The organism is Phycicoccus sp. M110.8, assembly GCF_032464895.1.
In the GTDB taxonomy this organism is placed as follows: Bacteria; Actinomycetota; Actinomycetes; order Actinomycetales; family Dermatophilaceae; genus Pedococcus.
Genome location: NZ_JAWDIC010000005.1, coordinates 234,690 through 253,573 on the forward strand (window position 1 = coordinate 234,690; position 18,884 = coordinate 253,573).

Annotated in this window: 16 protein-coding genes; 6 read left to right on the plus strand and 10 right to left on the minus strand. The window is 72.9% G+C overall.

Annotated features, from left to right (window positions below; all coding sequences use genetic code 11):
- Positions 1-85: 85 nt before the first annotated feature.
- Positions 86-1,963, plus strand: a complete 1,878-nt coding sequence (locus RKE38_RS19445; protein ID WP_316009119.1) for an ABC transporter ATP-binding protein — start codon at positions 86-88, stop codon at positions 1,961-1,963.
- A 6-nt stretch (positions 1,964-1,969) separates the two neighbouring features.
- Here RKE38_RS19445 and RKE38_RS19450 read toward each other — a convergent pair whose 3' ends face one another.
- Both RKE38_RS19450 and RKE38_RS19455 read right to left on the minus strand, forming a co-directional pair.
- Positions 1,970-2,908, minus strand: coding sequence for a DMT family transporter (locus RKE38_RS19450; RefSeq protein ID WP_316009120.1), 939 nt, complete (start codon positions 2,906-2,908; stop codon positions 1,970-1,972).
- A gap of 101 nt (positions 2,909-3,009) precedes the next feature.
- Complete coding sequence (locus tag RKE38_RS19455; protein WP_316009121.1) at positions 3,010-3,918, minus strand: SURF1 family protein; 909 nt, start codon at positions 3,916-3,918, stop codon at positions 3,010-3,012.
- A 53-nt stretch (positions 3,919-3,971) separates the two neighbouring features.
- Between RKE38_RS19455 and moaA the strand changes: the two genes are divergently transcribed.
- A complete protein-coding gene (gene moaA / locus RKE38_RS19460) occupies positions 3,972-4,997 on the plus strand; it encodes a GTP 3',8-cyclase MoaA (RefSeq protein WP_316009148.1) in 1,026 nt (341 codons plus the stop codon).
- Positions 4,998-5,028: 31 nt separating this feature from the next.
- On the opposite strand, the gene RKE38_RS19465 is transcribed toward moaA, so the two are convergent.
- Positions 5,029-5,250 (minus strand): hypothetical protein, encoded by a 222-nt coding sequence (locus tag RKE38_RS19465; protein ID WP_316009122.1) that lies wholly within the window; start codon positions 5,248-5,250, stop codon positions 5,029-5,031.
- Positions 5,247-5,570, minus strand: coding sequence for a DUF3099 domain-containing protein (locus RKE38_RS19470; RefSeq protein WP_316009123.1), 324 nt, complete (start codon positions 5,568-5,570; stop codon positions 5,247-5,249). Before RKE38_RS19470 ends, RKE38_RS19465 begins: the two co-directional genes overlap by 4 nt.
- Before the next feature lie 154 nt (positions 5,571-5,724).
- On the opposite strand from RKE38_RS19470, the gene fabG reads away from it, so the two are divergent.
- From fabG to RKE38_RS19485, 3 genes are all read left to right on the plus strand, one after another.
- Complete coding sequence (gene fabG / locus RKE38_RS19475; RefSeq protein ID WP_316009124.1) at positions 5,725-6,435, plus strand: 3-oxoacyl-ACP reductase FabG; 711 nt, start codon at positions 5,725-5,727, stop codon at positions 6,433-6,435.
- 66 nt (positions 6,436-6,501) lie between these two features.
- Positions 6,502-7,260 (plus strand): enoyl-ACP reductase FabI, encoded by a 759-nt coding sequence (gene fabI, locus RKE38_RS19480; RefSeq protein ID WP_316009125.1) that lies wholly within the window; start codon positions 6,502-6,504, stop codon positions 7,258-7,260.
- A 42-nt stretch (positions 7,261-7,302) separates the two neighbouring features.
- Positions 7,303-9,501 (plus strand): tetratricopeptide repeat protein, encoded by a 2,199-nt coding sequence (locus RKE38_RS19485; RefSeq protein WP_316009126.1) that lies wholly within the window; start codon positions 7,303-7,305, stop codon positions 9,499-9,501.
- A 19-nt stretch (positions 9,502-9,520) separates the two neighbouring features.
- Here RKE38_RS19485 and cphA read toward each other — a convergent pair whose 3' ends face one another.
- From cphA to glgC, 5 genes are all read right to left on the minus strand, one after another.
- A complete protein-coding gene (gene cphA / locus RKE38_RS19490; RefSeq protein ID WP_316009127.1) occupies positions 9,521-12,373 on the minus strand; it encodes a cyanophycin synthetase in 2,853 nt (950 codons plus the stop codon).
- Between the two features lie 68 nt (positions 12,374-12,441).
- A complete protein-coding gene (locus RKE38_RS19495; RefSeq protein ID WP_316009128.1) occupies positions 12,442-13,302 on the minus strand; it encodes a cyanophycinase in 861 nt (286 codons plus the stop codon).
- Between the two features lie 9 nt (positions 13,303-13,311).
- Positions 13,312-14,517 (minus strand): phosphoserine phosphatase SerB, encoded by a 1,206-nt coding sequence (gene serB, locus RKE38_RS19500; RefSeq protein WP_316009149.1) that lies wholly within the window; start codon positions 14,515-14,517, stop codon positions 13,312-13,314.
- Between the two features lie 166 nt (positions 14,518-14,683).
- Positions 14,684-15,496, minus strand: a complete 813-nt coding sequence (locus RKE38_RS19505) for an LLM class F420-dependent oxidoreductase (RefSeq protein WP_316009129.1) — start codon at positions 15,494-15,496, stop codon at positions 14,684-14,686.
- Positions 15,493-16,746: a glucose-1-phosphate adenylyltransferase gene (gene glgC / locus RKE38_RS19510; RefSeq protein ID WP_316009130.1), complete on the minus strand. Its 1,254-nt coding sequence runs from the start codon at positions 16,744-16,746 to the stop codon at positions 15,493-15,495. Before glgC ends, RKE38_RS19505 begins: the two co-directional genes overlap by 4 nt.
- A gap of 62 nt (positions 16,747-16,808) precedes the next feature.
- On the opposite strand from glgC, the gene glgA reads away from it, so the two are divergent.
- Positions 16,809-18,005: a glycogen synthase gene (gene glgA / locus RKE38_RS19515; protein WP_316009131.1), complete on the plus strand. Its 1,197-nt coding sequence runs from the start codon at positions 16,809-16,811 to the stop codon at positions 18,003-18,005.
- Between the two features lie 11 nt (positions 18,006-18,016).
- Here the strand turns inward: glgA and RKE38_RS19520 are convergent.
- Positions 18,017-18,884, minus strand: an 868-nt coding sequence (locus tag RKE38_RS19520; protein ID WP_316009132.1) for an HNH endonuclease signature motif containing protein, incomplete at its 5' end; no start/stop codon positions are given.

Below are 18,884 nucleotides of genomic sequence, written 5' to 3' on the forward strand. Positions count from 1 at the left end.
GAGGCGCTGTCGGTGCCGGGGGCCACGATGGGAATGCGACCCGGCGCACAGGCGTTGTCCCGCCGGAACGAATCGGAGGTGGCGCATGAGCATGTCTGGCTGGATGGCCATGCGTTCGCTGACCCGTGACGACTCGGTCAAGGACCGCAAGCTGGCGCCCGGCACCGCTCGCCGCACCCTGTCGTACGCACGGTCGTTCAAGCGCGAGATCGCCGTCTTCGTCGTGGTCGTCGTGCTCGACGCCGCCCTCGTCGTCGCCACCCCGCTGCTGCTCAAGGACATCGTCGACCGCGGCATCATCCCCAGGGACCGCGGCGTCGTCGTCGAGCTGGCGCTGCTCGTCGCGGCGATCGCGGTGGCCGACGGCGCGCTCACCCTGGTCTCGCGGTGGTACTCCGCCCGGATCGGCGAGGGCCTGATCTACCACCTGCGCACCGAGGTCTTCGCCCACGTGCTGCGCCAGCCCATCGCGTTCTTCACCCGGGCGCAGACCGGTGCGCTGGTGAGCCGGCTCAACTCCGACGTCCTCGGCGCCCAGCAGGCCTTCACGTCCGTGCTCTCCAGCGTCGTCAGCAACGTCGTGTCGCTCGCGCTGATCATCGGCACGATGGCGACCCTGTCCTGGCAGCTCACCCTGGCCTCGCTCGCGCTCGTGCCGTTCTTCATCGTCCCCGCGCGCTGGATGGGCCGCCGGCTCGCGGGCCTCAGCCACGCCCAGATGGGCCTCAACGCCGACATGGGCACCCGCATGACGGAGCGGTTCAACGTGGCCGGCGCGCTGCTCGTCAAGCTCTTCGGCGACGCCCGCCGCGAGGACGAGGAGTATGCCGAGCGCGCCGCCGGCGTGCGCGACATGGGCGTCAAGATCGCCATGAACCGCAGCATCTTCTTCGTGGCGCTCACCCTCGTCGCCTCGCTGGCGACCGCGATGGTCTACGGCTTCGGCGGCCTCATGGCCGTCGGCGGCACGCTCACCGTCGGCACCCTGCTCGCCCTCACGGCTCTGCTCGCCCGCCTCTACGGGCCGCTCACCGCGATCTCCAACGTCCGCGTCGACGTCATGACCGCCCTCGTCTCGTTCGAGCGGGTCTTCGAGGTCCTCGACCTCGAGCCACTGGTCCAGGAGCGACCCGGCGCCCGCCGGCTGCCCGACGGCCCGGTGTCCGTCGAGCTCGACGGGGTGGGCTTCCGGTACCCCTCGGCCGACGACGTGTCGCTGGCATCGCTCGAGAGCACGGCGGTCGGTGACCGCAAGGGCTCCGGCGCCGTCCTGCGCGACGTGACGTTCACCGTCGAGCCGGGGCAGCTGGTCGCCCTCGTCGGGCCGAGCGGCGCCGGCAAGACCACCATCACCAGCCTCGTCGCGCGCCTGTACGACCCCACCACGGGTGCCGTCCGCATCAACGGCGTCGACCTGCGCGACGCCACCCTCGACTCGGTCCACGCGACCGTCGGCGTCGTGACGCAGGAGGCGCACCTCTTCCACGACACCATCCGGGCCAACCTCGCCTACGCCGCCCCCGACGCGACCGAGGAGCAGATGGTCGCCGCCCTCAGGGCGGCGCACGTCTGGGCCCTCGTCGACGCCCTGCCGGAGGGCCTCGACACCGTTGTCGGCGACCGGGGCCACCGCCTCTCCGGCGGCGAGAAGCAGCGGCTCGCGCTGGCCCGCCTGCTGCTCAAGGGGCCGGGTCTCATCGTCCTCGACGAGGCGACGGCGCACCTCGACAGCGAGTCCGAGGCGGCCGTCCAGCGCGCCCTCGACACCGCCCTGACCGGCCGCACGGCCCTCGTCATCGCGCACCGCCTGTCGACGGTCCGGGGCGCCGACCAGATCCTGGTCGTCGACGCCGGGCGCATCGTCGAGCGCGGCACGCACACCGAGCTCATGGCCCGGAGGGGTCTGTACCGCGACCTGTACACGACCCAGTTCGCCGACCAGGAGTCCGACGTCCCGGCGTAGGACTCCTCAGGAGCCGGAGGGCACCATGTCCGGCTCGGAGGCCGTCCGGTCGACGGTGCGGCGGGCCGGCCGGGGGCGGCGACGGGTCAGCACGACGCCGACGATGCACAGGGCCCCGCCGACGTACGCGCCCGCCGGCGGGAGCTCGTCGAGGAACAGCCACCCCAGGCCGGTGGCGATGACCGGCACCAGGAAGGTCGTCAGGGCCAGCGTGCCGGCGTTCGTCCGGGACAGCGCGAACGCCCAGAGCAGGAACGCGACCGCGGTGGGGAAGACGCCCAGGTAGGCGACGAGCAGCAGCGTCGTCGCGCTGCCGTGCCGCACGGTGTCGACGAGGTCGGGGGTGAAGGGCAGGCACACCACCGCGCCGATGACGCAGGCGAGGAACGTGACCTCCAGTCCGGGCAGGCGGGACAGCAGCGGCTTCTGGGTGACGACGCCGGCGCCGTAGGTCAGCGCCGCCACCACCGCGAGCAGGACCCCGCCGAGGTCGCCGGCGCCGTGGCCGGACTTGGCGAGGCCGATCACCACGACGCCCGCGAACCCCACGACGGCCCCGGCCACGAGCCAGCGGGTGAGCTGCTCGCCGAGGAAGACCGCCGCCAGGAGGGCCACGACGATGGGGCCGATCTGGACCAGCATCGCGGCGGTGCCGGCGTCGATGCGGCGCTCCGCGGCGTTGAGCGTGATGTTGTAGACGCCGAACCACAGCACCCCGCACGTCACGAGCAGCGGCAGGTCTCGCCGGCTCGGCCACGTGCGGGGCCGGGTCAGCATCATGGCGCCGAGGACGACGGACGCCACGAGCAGCCGCCCGAGCGACAGCGCGCCGGGGGAGACCGACGGCCCCAGGTGCCGGATCGCGACGAACGCCGACGCCCACAGCACCAGCACGACCGGGACGGTGAGGAGGCTGAGCGTGCGGGTGCGGTCCGGCGTCGTCACAGGGACGACCGTATGCCGTGTCGTGCGCGGGCACGACGGCGCCGGTGCCAAAGTGCGCCCAATGCCTGCCAGTTCCAGTTCAGCCCCCGGTCAGCCCCCGGTCAGCCGTCCTCCTCGTCCCAGATGCGCACCTTCTTGGGCTTGGCGGGACGGCCCGTGCGACCGGCGCGGGCACCCACGGGCTCGGCCTGCCTGCCGCCGTCGGCACCCGCGCCTCCGTCGCCCGCACCACCGTCACCGGGGGCACCACCGTCACCCGTGCCGGTGACCGGCCCGACCGGCTCCAGCGACTCGAGGTGCTCGCGCCGCGCCCCGAACCACACGAGGACGAAACCGGCGACCATGGCCAGCCACCACTGGAACGCGTACGCCTGGTGCGGACCGAGGTCGGTGTCGGGCGCCTCGAGCGGTGCCGGCCGCGGCGGGGTGCGGCCGTCCGCTGCCTTCTCGCCCTGCACGATGACGTACCCGCCCAGCAGGGGGGTCCCCACCGCCGCGGACGCCTCACGCAGGTTGATGCTGGCGAGCTGGCCCGGCTGCATCTGCCGGCCGAGGGACGGCTCGCCCTGCCGCACCCAGCCGGTGACGGTCAGCCGACCGGTGGGCACGGGGGGCACGTCCGGCGGGGTCTCCGCGGTCCTGCCGTTGGCCACCCACCCACGGTCGAGCAGCACCGTGCCGGCACCGTCGGCCCGGAAAGGCACGACGACCTCGTAGCCGTAGACCGAGTCGTGCGGGCGGTTGCGCACGAGCAGCTGGCTGTCCGCGGCATACGTCCCGGTCATGGTGACGCGGGTCCAGTCGGAGGCCAGCGGCATCGGCGACGCTCCCAGCACCTGCCCGACGGGGCGCGGCGTGGCGCCGTAGTGGGAGTGGATGCGGTCGGCCCGCGCGGACTTCGCCTCGTAGCGGTGCCACTGCCAGCGACCGAGGAAGAACGCCGCCACGGCGAACACCGCGGCCACCGCCAGGGCGCCCAGCCAGCGCCGCGAGGTGAGCGTCCTGAACACTTCTTCACGGTACCCGGCCTAGGCTGGGGGGCATGACCGGCCTCCCCTTCCCGATGGTGCGCGACAGCGCGCGCCCGCCGGACGACCTGCGGGGCCTGCCTGACCGGCACGGACGGGTGGCCCGCGACCTGCGCGTCTCCGTGACCGACCGGTGCAACCTGCGCTGCCGCTACTGCATGCCGGCCGAGGGCCTGCCGTGGCTCGCCAAGCCGGAGATGCTCACGGACGACGAGCTCGTGCGGCTCGTCGGGATCTTCGTGGGACTCGGCGTGCGCCAGGTCCGGCTGACCGGCGGTGAGCCGCTCCTGCGCCGCTCGCTCGTCGACGTGGTCCGTCGCATCGCAGATCTCGACCCCCGGCCCTCGATCGCGATGACCACCAACGGCGTGGGCCTCGACCGGCTCGCCCAGCCCCTCGCCGACGCCGGCCTGGACCGCATCAACGTCAGCCTCGACACCGTCGACCCGCGCGAGTTCGCCGACCTGACCCGGCGCGACCGCCTGCACGACGTCGAGGCCGGGCTCAAGGCGGCCGCCGCTGCCGGCCTCACCCCCGTCAAGGTCAACGCCGTCGCCATGCGCGGCATCAACGACCACTCGGTGGCAGAGCTGCTGCAGTGGTGCCTCGACCGCGGCTACGAGCTGAGGTTCATCGAGCAGATGCCGCTGGACGCCCAGCACGGGTGGGACGCCTCGACGATGATCAGTGCCGACGAGGTGCGCGACCGGCTCGCAGAGCGGTTCACCCTCACGCCCCTGCCCGCGGCGGACCGGGGGAGCGCCCCCGCCGAGAGGTTCCTGGTCGACGGAGGCCCCGAGACGGTGGGCATCATCGCCAGTGTCTCGGCGCCGTTCTGCGCGGCCTGCGACCGCACGCGGCTCACCGCCGACGGCCAGGTGCGCAACTGCCTCTTCTCGCAGAGGGAGACCGACCTGCGGGGCCCGCTGCGCGAGGGGGCGAGCGACGAGGAGATCGCCGGCCTCATCCGCGGCGAGATGTGGCGCAAGGCGCCGGGGCACGGGATCGGCACGGACGCGTTCGTGCAGCCGGCCCGCCCGATGTCCTCGATCGGCGGCTGACCCGCGTCGACGGCCGACAGCCGTCGGCCGACTAACCGGCGTCGGCGGGGATGGCGTCCGCGGCGACGGTCTCCTTGAGGAAGCCGCGCACCGAGAGGAAGTCGCCGAGGGACGCCCGGTGCTCCTCGCACGCCAGCCACACCTTGCGCCGGTCGGTGGTGTGCAGCTTCGGGTTGTTCCACAGGTGCGCCCAGGTGGCCTCGCGACGGCAGCCCTTGGCGCTGCAGACCAGCTCGGTCACGGTGTCGGTCACCGTGGCCCGATCTGAGGCGGCCCGTCGCCCCGCGGCACCACGGGCCGCGAGCCGCCCGGGGCACGCGGCCGCACCGCGTTGGCCATGACGACGGCGACGTACGGCAGCAGGATCGCCGCGACGGACAGGGTGCCCCACACCCAGGGGGACGCGCCCTTGGTCGCGGTCACCGCGGCGCCCACGAAGCAGACGGTGCGCACGGCCATCGTGAGCAGGTAGCGCTTGATCCGGTGGGCCTGCTCCTCCGCCAGCGACTCGGGGGCGGAGGTCACCGACTGCACGACGGGCTCGTCGTGGTGGGGGCGGCGGGGACGGGGCACCCTTCAACGATAAGCCGGGACGGACGGCGCCACCGATCGGGCCCCGGGCGTTCCGGATGAGGCCTACCGATGGGTAGTCGGTAGGGTCGCAGCCGGGCCCCGCACGGGGCCCGTCGCACGACCGACAGACGGCCGCGAGGCACGGAGGAGATCGATGGCTGGGCGCAACATCCTCGTCACCGGAGGCAACCGCGGCATCGGGCTGGCGATCGCCCGGGCACTGGCTGCGGCCGGTGAGAACGTCGTGGTGACGAACCGTTCCGGCGAGGCGCCGGAGGGCCTGCGCGCGGTCCGGTGCGAGGTCACCGACACCGCCAGCGTCGACGCCGCGTTCACCGAGGCCGAGGAGCTGCTCGGCGGCCCCGTCGAGGTGCTCGTCGCCAACGCCGGCATCACCCGCGACACGCTGCTGATGCGGATGAGCGACGAGGAGTTCGACAGCGTCCTCGACACCAACCTCGCCGGCGCCTTCCGCTGTGCCCGGCGCGCGGTCAAGGGCATGATCCGGGCGCGCAGGGGGCGGATCATCTTCATCTCCAGCGTCGTCGGCCTCTACGGCTCGCCGGGTCAGGCCAACTACGCCGCCAGCAAGTCCGGCCTCGTCGGGCTGGCCCGCTCCATCTCGCGCGAGCTCGGCGGCCGCGGCATCACCGCCAACGTCGTCGCCCCCGGCTTCATCGAGACCGACATGACCGCGGCCCTGCCGGAGGACCGGCAGAAGGCCTACCTCGCCAGCATCCCGGCCGGCCGGTTCGGCCAGGCCGACGAGGTCGCCGCCGCGGTGCGCTTCCTCGCGGGCGACGACGCGGCATACATCACCGGCGCCGTCATCCCGGTCGACGGCGGCCTCGGCATGGGCCACTGACCCGACCCGTCCCCACCCGACCTGTCCGACCCCCGCTCCCGCTCCCCGCTCCCGAAGGAGAACCCCATGTTGCTCGAGGGCAAGAAGCTGCTGGTCACCGGCGTCCTCATGGACTCCTCGATCGCGTTCCACGTCGCCAAGCTGGCACAGGAGCAGGGGGCCGAGGTGGTCCTGACGTCGTTCGGGCGCACCTTCAAGATCACCCAGACCATCGCCAAGCGCCTGCCCACGACCCCGCCGGTCATCGAGCTCGACGTGACCAACCAGGAGGACCTCGACAGCCTGGCAGAGCGGCTCGGCGAGCACGTCGACCACCTCGACGGGGTGCTGCACTCGATCGGGTTCGCGCCGCAGGGCGCGTTCAACTTCATGGAGGGCACGTTCGAGGACGTGTCGACCGCGATGCACGCCTCGGCCTACTCGCTCAAGTCGCTGGCCGTCGCGGCGCTGCCGCTGATGCGCGAGGGCGGTGCCATCGTCGGCCTCACCTTCGACGCGAAGTTCGCGTGGCCGGTCTACGACTGGATGGGCGTGGCCAAGGCGGCGTTCGAGTCCACCAACCGCTACCTCGCCCGCGACCTCGGCCCCAGGGGGATCCGCAGCAACCTGGTGTCGGCCGGGCCGATCCGCACCACCGCGGCCAAGTCGATCCCGGGCTTCGTCGCCTTCGAGGACACGTGGGGCCAGCGGGCGCCGCTGGGCTGGGACGTCAACGACCCGGTGCCGGCCGCCAAGGCGTGCGCGGCCCTGCTGTCGGACTGGTTCCCGGCCACGACCGGCGAGATCGTGCACGTCGACGGCGGCGTGCACGCCATGGGGCAGTAGCCGCGGCGCGGGACCCGCGGGCGGGCAGTAGCGTCTGACGCCATGACGTCCGCATCCGGCGCGGCCCCGACCGTTGCCGTCACCGAGGTCCGCGTCCTCGAGGGCCCGAACCTCTACTTCGCCAAGCCGGCGGTGAAGGTCACCCTCGAGCTCCCGGGCTACCTCGCGGCCGAGGAGGCCGCCCTCGTGGCCGTCGCCGCGAGCGTGGGTATGCCGGGTGCCCGGCCGGGTGCGCCCGGGACGCAGGCGCGCCAGCGGTTCGTGATGCGGGTCGTCGAGCGCGCCGTCCGGGCGACCGCAGCGGCGAGCGGGACCACCCGGCTGGGCGTGCGGGTGCGTGCGGGCTCCAGCCCGGCGCAGGTGGTCGTCGCGTTCGTCTGGCGACGCCGGGGACGGGCACGAGCCCTGGGTGAGGCGACAGGCCCGGTCCTGCAGGCGTGGCTGGAGGGCCGGAACGCGGTCGCCGAGCAGGCTGCGGTCGTGGCCGCGGCCGCACCCGGCGACCGTCCCGCCATCGTCCGGCCCACCATCCCCGTCGCGTCCGTGACGGGGACCAACGGCAAGACGACCACCACCCGGCTGCTCGGTCACATCGGGATGACCGCCGGTCTGCGCACCGGGTGGTCCTCGACGGACGGCATCGTCGTGCAGGGCGAGCTCGTCGAGGCGGGCGACTACTCCGGACCTGCCGGCGCGCGGGCGGTCCTCAGCGCCCCCGGGGTCCAGCTCGGCATCCTCGAGACGGCCCGCGGAGGCATGCTGCTCAAGGGCATGGGGGTCAGCCACAACGACGTCAGCGTCGTCACGAACGTGTCGGCCGACCACCTCGGGATGCAGGGCATCGACACCGTCGACCAGCTCGCCGAGGTCAAGGCGCTCGTCACGAAGGCCACGCGCCCGGGCGGGTGGGCCGTGCTCAACGGCGAGGACCCGCGGGTGTGGGCGATGCGGACCGGCACCCGCGCCAAGCCGTGGGTGTTCGCGCTGCGCCCCGACGCACCCGCCATCCGCCAGGCGCTCGACCTCGGCGGCCGGGCCGCCACGGTCCTGGACGGCGACGTGACCGTGCTCGAGGCGGGCCGTGACCCCGACCGGCTCGTCAGCGTGCTCGACGTCCCCGCTACCCTCTCGGGCCTGTCGCAGCACAACATCGCGAACGTGCTCGCCGCGACCGCCGCAGCGCTGGGCCTGGGGATCCCACGCGACGCCGTCATCGACGGGCTGCGCACGTTCGCCCCCGACGACCGGCTCAACCCGGGGCGCATGAACACGTACACCCTGCGGCGCGCCGACGGTGCCGAGATCACGGTCATCGTCGACCTCGCGCACAACGAGGCCGGGCTGGAGGCGCTCCTCGACGTGGCGCACGGACTGACCGTGCCCGGCGGGCAGGTCCACCTGGGCCTCGGCCTGGCCGGCGACCGCACCGACGAGCTGCTCGAGGCCATGGGCGAGATCGCCGGGCTGCGGGCCGACCGGGTCGTCGCGGCGCACAAGGCGCACTACCTGCGCGGGCGCACCATGGAGGAGCTGGAGAGCCACCTGCGCGCCGGGCTGGCCCGCGCCGGCGTGGCCGACATCGAGTCCTACGACACCGAGCTCGGCGGTCTGCAGGCGCTCGTGCCGGGCGCGGCCGACGGCGACGTGGTCGCGCTCATGTGCCACTCGGAGCGGGCCCAGGTCGCGGCCTGGCTGGTGGGGCAGGGGGCCACGTCCGACACGGCCGCCGACATCCGGCGCAAGGTCGTGGCGGCCCGGGGCGAGCACGAGCTGGAGGGTGAGATCTCGGCCCTGTGGGCCATGGGCGACGACGCAGCCCGGGTCGATGCCGCCCGGGCCCTGCGGGACCGTCGCCCCGACGACCCGCGGCTGGTCTACGAGTACGCCTCCGCGCTCGACGCGGCCGGCCGCGAGTCCGACGCCGTCGAGGTCTACCGGGAGGCCCTCGCGGCCGGGCTGCGCGAGCCGCACCGGCACCGGGCCCGCATCCAGCTCGCCTCGAGCCTGCGCAACACCGGGCAGGCCGAGGCTGCCCACGACCTGCTCACCGAGCTCGAGACCGAGCGTCCGGGGTCTGCGGCGGTGGCCGCGTTCCGCGCCCTGGCCGCGTTCGACTGCGGGCGCCCGGGCGAGGCCGTCGCGGACCTCGTCGACGTCCTGCTCCACCACGCGGGCGACGACGACACCCAGGGCTACCGGGGCGCGCTGTCGCGGTATGCCGCGGAGCTGCGCGGGCGGTAGCCCCCCACCCGGCCCCGGTTCAGGCGGTGACCGGCTCGCCCTCGGCGCCCTCCGCAGCCGCCTCGTTCCCGGCGACCTCCGCCTCGCTCTGCAGCTCGACCGGGTCGAGGTCGGGGTCGCTCACACCATCGCGGTTGTGAGCTCCCGCCTGCGCGGACTGGGTCATCGTCTCGAGCTCGGCGAGCACCTCGGCGTGCTGGTCCACGCAGAGCACGACGACGTCGCCCGGGTTGGCGCGGGCCATGCAGTGCCGCACGGCGTCGACCTCGGCGAGGACGACCTCCACCTGGCGGCAGCGCACGCCCTCCTTGCCCATCTCCGCGCGGACCCCGTCGGCGATGAGCTCGGCGGTCTGGCCCAGCGGCCGCCCCCGGAGCCGCTTGTCCTCGCGGACCACGACGACGTCGAAGTGCCGCGCCGCGATGGCCCCGAGCTCGCGCATGTCGTCGTCGCGGCGGTCGCCCGCCGTCGAGACCATGCCGATCCGGGAGATCTTGCCGAGGTCGGACTGACCGGACTTCTGGGCGGCATACCCGTCGACGAACTCGCCGAGCACCCGCATGCCGGGGGCGTTGTGGCAGTAGTCGACGAACACGTCGACGTTGTGCACGTTGACGAGGTTCATGCGCCCGGGGGAGAGGTAGTAGCTCGTCGTGAAGGTGCGCAGGCCCTGCCGGATCTCGTGCAGCCCCGCCCCGGCCGCGAAGGCGGCGCCGGCAGCGGCCATGGCGTTGGCGACGTTGAACTTCGCCGTGCCGCCGAACGTCGCCGGCAGGAGGTGCGTCCACGCGAGCTGCATCGAACGGCGACCGTGCTTGATGGTGATCATGTCGCCGCGGTCGGTCGGCTCGAGCACCACGGCCCGGCCCCCGCGGCGGCAGTGGTCGTCGATGTACTCGCGGACCTTGCTGCCCGGCGGCTGCAGCGAGAACCACACGACGCCGCCGGAGCAGCGCCGGCGCATCTTGCGCACCAGGTCGTCGTCGGCGTTGAGCACCGCGAACCCGTCGCGGGGGACGGCCTCGACGATGACGGCCTTGACGTCGGCGAGCTGCTCGAGGGTGTCGATGCCCTTCATGCCGAGGTGGTCGGGCGCGATGTTGGTGACGACAGCGACATCGTTGCGGTCGTAGCCGAGGCCCTCGCGCAGGATGCCGCCACGGGCGACCTCCATCACGGCGAAGTCGACGCGCGGGTTCTGCAGGACCATGCGCGCGGACCGCGGACCGGAGGCGTCGGCCTTGTAGACGAGCCGCTCGTCGATGACGATGCCGTCGGTCGAGGTCATGCCGACCTTGCGCCCGATCCCCTTGAAGATGTGGGCGATCATCCGCGACGTCGTCGTCTTGCCGTTGGTCCCGGTGACGGCCACGATCGGCACGCGCGAGGGGGAGCCGGGCGGGAAGAGCAGGTCGACGACCGGGCGCGCGATGTACTGGGGCTCACCGACCGTCGGGTGGGTGTGCATGCGGAAGCCGGGCGCGGCGTTGACCTCGCAGATGGCACCGCCGGTCTCACGCACCGGGGAGGCGATGTCGGGGCAGATGAAATCGATGCCGGCGACGTCGAGCCCGATCATCCGGGCCGCCTCCTCGGCGATCTCGACGTTGTCGGGGTGCGCCTCGAAGGTGCGGTCGACCGAGATGCCGCCGGTGGACATGTTGCCGGTGAGGGCGAGCTTGACCATCTGCCCCTCGGGCGGCACCTGGTCCATCTCCCAGCCCTGGTCGCGGACGAGCGCCACGGCGGCGTCGTCGACCTTGATCCGGGTGAGGACCTTCTCGTGGCCCACGCCGCGACGCGGGTCGGCGTTGGTGAGGTCGACGAGCTCGGTGACCGTGTGCGACCCGTCGCCGATCACGTGGGCCGGCACGCGCTCGGCGATGGCCTGCATCTTCCCGCCCACGATGAGACAGCGGTAGTCGCGGCCGGTGATGAAGGACTCGACGATGACGTAGCCGCGCCGCGACTCGCCCTCGGCGACGACGAAGGCGTCCCTGACCTCGTCCTCGCCCTGCAGGTCGAGGACGACGCCGCGGCCGTGGTTGCCGTCGAGCGGCTTGACCACGACGGGGAAGCCGATGCGCCGGGCGGCGGCCGCGGCACCGTCGGCGGAGCGCACCGTCTCCTGCTTGGGCACCGGCAGGCCCGCAGAGGCGAGCAGCCTGGTCGTCATGTCCTTGTCGGACGCGATGTCGACGGCCAGCGCACCGGTCTTGGACGTCATCGTCGCCCGGATGCGCTGGGCGTGGACCCCCTGGCCGAGCTGGACGAGGGAGGCGTTGTTGAGGCGGATGTAGGGGATGTCCCGGGAGATGGCCTCCTCGAGGATCGCCTGCGTCGACGGGCCGAACGCCGCGCGCTGGGCCTGCCGGAGGAAGACGTCGAGCGCCTCGGCGAAGTCGAAGCCCTCCTCGGCCCGCACGAGGTGGTTGACCAGCCGGACGGCGAGGGTGCCGGCAGCCAGGCCGACGGTCTCGTCGCTGTAGTCGTAGATGACGTTGTAGCGGCCGGGCTGGCCCTTGACCGCGCGGGTCTTGCCCCGCCGCAGGTCGTGGCCCGCCTCCTGCTGCAGCTGCAGGGCGACGTGCTCGGCGACGTGCCCCAGCCAGGTGCCCTCGCGCAGGCGCTCGACGAACCCGCCCTTCACCCCGCGGGAGCACGTGTGGTTCTCCAGGCCCGGGAGGAGCGCCACGAGCTGGTCCGTGAAGCCCTCGATCGTGTCGCTCGGGTAGGCCTCGAGGACCCCGAGGTCGACGACGAGGTGGATGGCCGGGTTGTACGACCAGACGTTCCCACCGCGGTAGACCCGCGACTCGACGATCCGCAGGTCCGGGGCGGCGGGTCCGGTCGGGGTGGGACGGTCTGCCATGGGCACTCCTCGCTGGTCAGCAGGACGGACAGGGGCAGTGACGTCGTCGGCACGCGCTCCGGTGGCGGTCAGGCCTTGGCCGTCGCCAGGGCGACCGCGGCGTCCGGGTGCTTCTCGACGAACTCGACGAGCTTCACCTCGGCGAGGTCGAACGTAGCGCCTGCGGGCAGCGAGTGCACCACCGCTCCGGAGACCATCAGCGGGGCGCCCCGACGGGCGTCCGGCGCGTCGGACTGGGCGGTGCGGCAGTCGAGCACGAACACCGCTCCCGAGCCGTGCACGGTGAACGTCCGACCGTCGACGAGCTCGACCGCGGTGTCCTCGTCGATGCCGATGCCGAGCAGGCTGGGTGAGGCGGCCACCATCGACATGAGCCGCCCGTAGCGCGACCGCTGGGCGAAGTGCTGGTCGATGATGACGCCCTCGACGAGGCCGAGGCCGGCGCTGAGCTGGCTGTGCCGCTGGCGCGGGGTGATGCCCTCGTCACCCATCGAGATCATGAACTGGCTCATGATGGACGCCCCGGCCGAGGTCCCGCCGACGACCGCGCCCCGCGCGTGGGCCCGGTGGATGGCATCCCCGAGCGGGGTGCCGGGGAAGCGCTGGCTCAGCTTGAGCTGGCTGCCGCCGCTCATGAACACGCCCGTGGCTGCGTCCACGAGGGCGACGAGCTCCTCGTCGTGCGCCTCGGCCCGGTCCTGGGGGTCCACGACCGACGGAGCCGGGGCCCCGAGCCGGGTGAAGACGTCGGTGTACGAGGCCGTCACCTCGTCGGGGAACGAGGATGCCGTGGGGACGAGGACGATGCGGGCGCGCCGTCCCCCGGCGAGGCGGACGAAGCGCCGCAGCACGGTCGCCTTGCCGACGCGGTCCTCCGCACCCCCGATGACGAACAGGGTGGGTCGGCCGCGCTTCCTCGGGGATGCCATTGCGCCAGCCTAGGAGCCGGGCTGCGGGATCGGCGGAGCCGGTGTCGGCGTGCCGTCGGCAGCGTCCGCCTCCTCGATCTCCTCGCGCGTGATGCCGAGCAGGTAGAGGACGGCGTCGAGGTACGGCACGGTCACCGACGTGTCGGCCTGCTCGCGCACCACCGGCTTGGCGTTGAACGCCACGCCGAGACCCGCGGTCTCGAGCATGTCGAGGTCGTTGGCGCCGTCACCGATGGCGACGGTCCGCGACAGCGGCAGCCCGGCCTCCTCGGCGAACCGGCGCAGCGCACGGGCCTTGCCCTGCCGGTCGACGATCTCGCCGAGCACGCGGCCGGTGAGCACGCCGTCGCGTACCTCGAGGCGGTTGGCGTGCGCGTGGTCGATGTCGAGCTCGCGCGCCAGGTCCTCGACCACCTCGATGAAGCCGCCGGAGACGACGGCGACGGTAAAGCCCAGCCGCTTCAGGGTGCGCACCAGGGTCCGGGCACCGGGGGTGAAGCGGACGGCGGCCCGCACGTCGTCCAGCACGGTGATGGGCAGGCCCTCGAGTGCGGCGACCCGCTGTCGCAGGCTCTCGGCGAAGTCGAGCTCCCCACGCATCGCCGCCTCGGTCACCTCGGCGACCTCGCGCTCCCGCCCGGCGTGCCGGGCCAGCAGCTCGATGACCTCGTCCTGGATGAGGGTGGAGTCCACGTCCATGACGACGAGGCGCCGTCCGCGCCGGGCCAGGCCGCCGGCCGCGACGGAGATGTCGATGCCGTGGATGCTGGACTCGAGGGCGAGCTCGCGGCGGAGCCGGTCGACGTCCGCGCCGGAGACGTCGAACTCGACCGTCGTGACGGGGTAGCGGGCGAGCCTGCGGATGCGGTCGATGTTGGCCCCGTGCGAGGCGATCCGCGCCGTCACCGCGGCCACGGCGGTCGCCCGCAGCGGTGAGCCGAGGACCACCACGGCGGCACGGCCGCTGCGCTGGCGCAGGCTGTCACCGGTGCCGCTGCGCAGCTTGACCTTGAGGTCCAGGTCCCGGCCGACGGCGGTGAGCACCTCGCGCAGCCGGTCCTCCGCGGCACCCGGGGCCAGGAGCATGGCGAGGGTCAGGTGGCCCCGGACGACCACCTGCTCGAGGTCGCGCACCTCCGCGCCGACGTCGGCGATGGCGTCGAAGAACGCGCTGGTCACGCCGGGGCGGTCGTCACCGCTGATGGTGACGAGCAGGGTCGCGACGTCCTCGGCGGGGCCGCCGGGGGCGGTGCTCCCGCCGGTGGCGGTGCTCCCGCCGGTGGCGGTGCTCCCGCCGGTGGCGGTGGTGCCGTCGGTCGGGACGCCCCCGGGCGCCTGCTCGGGGTTCGTCTCGGTCACGCCGTCACGATATCGACGCCGGTCAGGACCCCCGGCGCGAGTCTCGCCATGCGACCAGGTCGCGCAGGGGGCCCAGGTCGTAGTGCGGGCCACCGATGCCGACCGTGAACAGGCGCGTGCCCACGGCATACAGGGCCTCTGCGCCGGCGGCGTAGTCCTTGACGTCCTCGGGGTGGCGTCCGGGCTTGGGGGAGACGCCCGCGGAGCGCTCGATCTCGTTCGGGTCGCGGCCGAGCTTGCGGCACCACTCGTCCAGCACGGCGTGCTTGTGCGCGATGGTCTCGGCGCCGCCGAAGCCGTGCCAGATGTTCGCGTGCTTCGCGACGATCTTCAGGGTCTTGCGCTCGCCCCCGCCGCCGATCAGGACGGGGATGGGGCGGGTGGGCGGCGGGTTGAGCTGGGCCCAGCGCTGCTCGATGAGCGGCAGGTCGTGCGCGAGCCGGTCGAGCCGGCCGCCCGCGGTCCCGAACTCGAAGCCGTACTCGTCGTAGTCGCGCTCGAACCAGCCCGAGCCGATGCCGAGGATGAGCCGGCCGTCGCTGATGTGGTCGACCGTGCGCGCCATGTCGGCGAGCAGCTGCGGGTTGCGGTAGCTGTTGCAGGTGACGAGGGCGCCGATCTCGACCCGCTCGGTCGCCTCGGCCCAGGCGCCGAGCATGGTCCAGCACTCGAAGTGCGCGCCGTCGGCCTCGCCGTACAGCGGGTAGAAGTGGTCCCAGTTGAAGACGACGTCGACCCCGATCTCCTCCGCCTGCGCGGCGGCGCGGCGGATCGCGGAGTACTCGGCGTGCTGGGGCTGGAGCTGGACGGCGATCCGGATGGGACGCTCGCTCACGCGGTGACCTCCTGCTGCTTGGCGACGACCGTGAGCCCCGACTCGGTGACCATGAACCCGCGCGCCAGGTCCTTCTCCCGGTCCACCCCGATGGTGGTGTCCGGCGGCACGACGACGCCCTTGTCGATGATGGCGCGCCTGATGACGCACCCTCGCCCGACCTCGACGCCGTCGAGCAGGACGCTGTCGTCGATGGTGGTGCCGCTGTGGATGTGGCAGCGGGGGGAGAGCACCGAGTTGGTGACGGTGGCACCGGAGATGACGACACCGGGGGAGACCGCCGAGTTGTGGGCCTCGCCGAACTTGCCGGCCGCACCGTGGACGAGCTTGGCCGGCGGGTACGGGCCGTAGTCGGTGTAGATCGGCCAGTCGTAGTTGTAGAGGTTGAAGACCGGGTGGATGGACACGAGGTCCATGTGGGCCTCCCAGTACGAGTCCATCGTCCCGACGTCGCGCCAGTACGCCTGGTCGCGCTCGGTCGCACCAGGGATGACGTTGTCCTTGAAGTCGTAGACGTAGCCGCGGCCCTCGGACACGAACGCCGGCACGATGTCCCCACCCATGTCGTGCTTGCTGCCCTCGCGGTCGTTGTCGCGCGTCACCGCGTCGATGAGGACGTCGGCGTCGAAGACGTAGTTGCCCATCGAGGCCAGCACCTCCTCGGGGGAGTCGGGCAGGCCCTTGGCGTCCTTGGGCTTCTCACGGAAGGCGCCGATCTTGCGCCGGTCGGCGTCGTCGACCTCGATGACGCCGAACTGGTCGGCGAGCGAGATCGGCTGCCGGATCGCGGCGACGGTCACGCCGGCCCCGGTCTCGATGTGCTGCTGGACCATCTGGGAGAAGTCCATGCGGTAGACGTGGTCGGCGCCCACGACGACGACGATGTCGGGCTGCTCGTCGTGGACCAGGTTGAGGCTCTGGAAGATCGCGTTGGCCGACCCGAGGTACCAGTTCTTGTCGATGCGCTGCTGGGCCGGCACCGGGGTGACGTAGTTGCCCAGCATGTTCGACATGCGCCAGGTCTTGGTGACGTGGCGGTCGAGGCTGTGCGACTTGTACTGCGTCAGCACGACGACCTTGAGGTAGCCGGAGTTCACGACGTTCGACAGCGCGAAGTCGATGAGCCGGTAGATGCCGCCGAACGGCACGGCCGGCTTGGCCCGGTCGGCGGTGAGCGGCATGAGCCGTTTGCCTTCTCCACCCGCGAGGACGATCGCCAGCACCTTGGGTCCACCCGATCGGTACGCCATGGAGCCAACCTAGGCAATCAGCGCCCTCGCGGCGACCCCATCCCACCACTAGTCTCACCGGCGTGAGAGTGGACATCCTCAGCAAGGAGTACCCGCCCAACATCTACGGCGGCGCGGGGGTCCACGTCGCCGAGCTGGTGCGCGCGCTGCGCGCCCGTGGTGACATCGACACGAGGGTCCGCGCGTTCGGCGAGCCCGTGGCCGAGGACGGCACGACGGGGTATGCCGACCTGCCGGCCCTCGCGGACGCCAACGCCGCCGTGCGGACCATGGGCGTCGACCTGTCGATGGCCGGGGACTGCCTCGGTGCGGACGTCGTCCACTCGCACACCTGGTACGCCAACTTCGGCGGCCACGTCGCCTCGCTGCTGGGCGGTATGCCGCACGTCGTGACCGCGCACTCGCTGGAGCCGATGCGGCCGTGGAAGGCCGAACAGCTGGGCGGTGGCTACCGGCTGTCGTCCTTCGTGGAGCGCACGGCCTACGAGGCGGCGGACGCGGTCATCGCGGTCAGCGAGGGAATGCGCCAGGACGTCCTGCGCTCGTACCCCCAGGTGGACCCCGACCGGGTCGCGGTCGTGCACAACGGGATCGACTCCGAGCTGTGGCATCGCCACGAGGACCTCGACACCGTCCGGCGGCACGGCGTGGACCCGGACCGGCCGTCTGTGGTCTTCGTCGGGCGCATCACCCGCCAGAAGGGCCTGCCGTACCTGCTGCGTGCGGCCGCCCAGCTGCCGCCGGAGGTGCAGCTGGTCCTGTGCGCGGGGTCGCCGGACACCCCTGAGATCAAGGCCGAGGTCGAGGGCCTCATGGAGGAGCTGCGCACGAGCCGCACTGGTGTCGTGTGGATCCCCGAGATGCTTCCGCGCGCCGAGGTCGTCGCCCTGCTGTCGTCCGCGACGGTCTTCGCCTGCCCGTCGATCTACGAGCCGCTCGGCATCGTCAACCTCGAGGCCATGGCGTGCGAGGCGCCCGTCGTCGCGACGGCCACCGGGGGCATCCCCGAGGTGGTCGTCGACGGCGAGACCGGCTGGCTGGTGCCGATCGAGCAGCGCCAGGACGGCAGCGGCATCCCGCTCGACGCCGACCGGTTCGTCGCCGACCTCGCCACCGCACTCACCGACGCGGTGAGCGACCGTGACCGTGCCCGGCGGATGGGCCTGGCCGGCCGCAAGCGTGCCGTCGAGGCGTTCTCCTGGGCTTCGATCGGCGAGCAGACCCTCGACGTCTACCGGTCCGTCCTCGCCCGCCGCTGAGGGGGAGCCGCTCAGGTGCCGCGTCCGAGGGGGCGGGCAAGGCTGCCTGTGCGACACGGCAGCTCGCCTCGTGGGCGCCGCGGTGGGAGCGCGCTGTCGGGGAGGATCTCGAGGTCGTGCCAGCGCACGTCTTCGCCGGTCGGGGGCCGGTAGGCGTCGAGCGGTACGGGTGGGTCACCGCCGGGTGGGGGCCTGGTGTCGACGGGTCGGGGTGGTCGGATGCGTAGGCCGTACCGGTTGGTCGCGACCAGGCCGTCGGGTCTGGTCGGGTCGCCGATGAGGGTGAAGTCGCCGCGGTCGAGGGCGTCGTGGTGGTGCGGGCACAGGCTGGCCTGGTTGTCCTCGTCGGTGGCGCCCCCGTCGGCCCAGGCCTGCAGGTGGTGGACCTCGACGAACCGGGTCGCCCCGCACCCGGGGAAGCGGCACCCGCGGTCGCGGTCCTCGACCAGCCGTCGCGTGCGCTCGGGCAGGATCCGCATGCCGCGCCCGACCGAGACCGGCCGCCCGTCGGTCTCCCACACCGGCTGGACGACCCCGTCGCTGACGAACCGCCCCAACAGCCGCAACGGGATCGCGTGGCCACCGTTGACCCAGGCCCCGTCTGTGGACAGGTGCAGGTACACGCGGTAGTGCGACGCGCGGCTGGTCGAGGTGACCGACGCGAGCGACCGGTTGGCCAGCTCCTCCAGCGCATCGGCATACGTCGGCAGCCCGGCCACACCGGCACCACCCCCGGCCCTCGGGTCCGGCTCGCCTGCACCCGTCCCGGGCTTCCCATCGCCGTCGGACCCCGATCCCCGCGCCCGGGTGAACAAGGCGTCCTTGGCCTCCTTGATCGCCTGCTCGACCAGCGCTCCCACCGTGGCCGGGGCGGAGTAC

Bases quoted from the DNA above. Each gene is read 5' to 3' on its own strand.
- RKE38_RS19445 (WP_316009119.1), top strand. From the start codon at position 86: ATGAGCATGTCTGGCTGGATGGCCATGCGTTCGCTGACCCGTGACGAC.
- moaA (WP_316009148.1), top strand. From the start codon at position 3,972: ATGGTGCGCGACAGCGCGCGCCCGCCGGACGACCTGCGGGGCCTGCCT.
- fabG (WP_316009124.1), top strand. From the start codon at position 5,725: ATGGCTGGGCGCAACATCCTCGTCACCGGAGGCAACCGCGGCATCGGG.
- fabI (WP_316009125.1), top strand. From the start codon at position 6,502: ATGTTGCTCGAGGGCAAGAAGCTGCTGGTCACCGGCGTCCTCATGGAC.
- RKE38_RS19485 (WP_316009126.1), top strand. From the start codon at position 7,303: ATGACGTCCGCATCCGGCGCGGCCCCGACCGTTGCCGTCACCGAGGTC.
- cphA (WP_316009127.1), bottom strand. From the start codon at position 12,373: ATGGCAGACCGTCCCACCCCGACCGGACCCGCCGCCCCGGACCTGCGG.
- RKE38_RS19495 (WP_316009128.1), bottom strand. From the start codon at position 13,302: ATGGCATCCCCGAGGAAGCGCGGCCGACCCACCCTGTTCGTCATCGGG.
- glgC (WP_316009130.1), bottom strand. From the start codon at position 16,746: ATGGCGTACCGATCGGGTGGACCCAAGGTGCTGGCGATCGTCCTCGCG.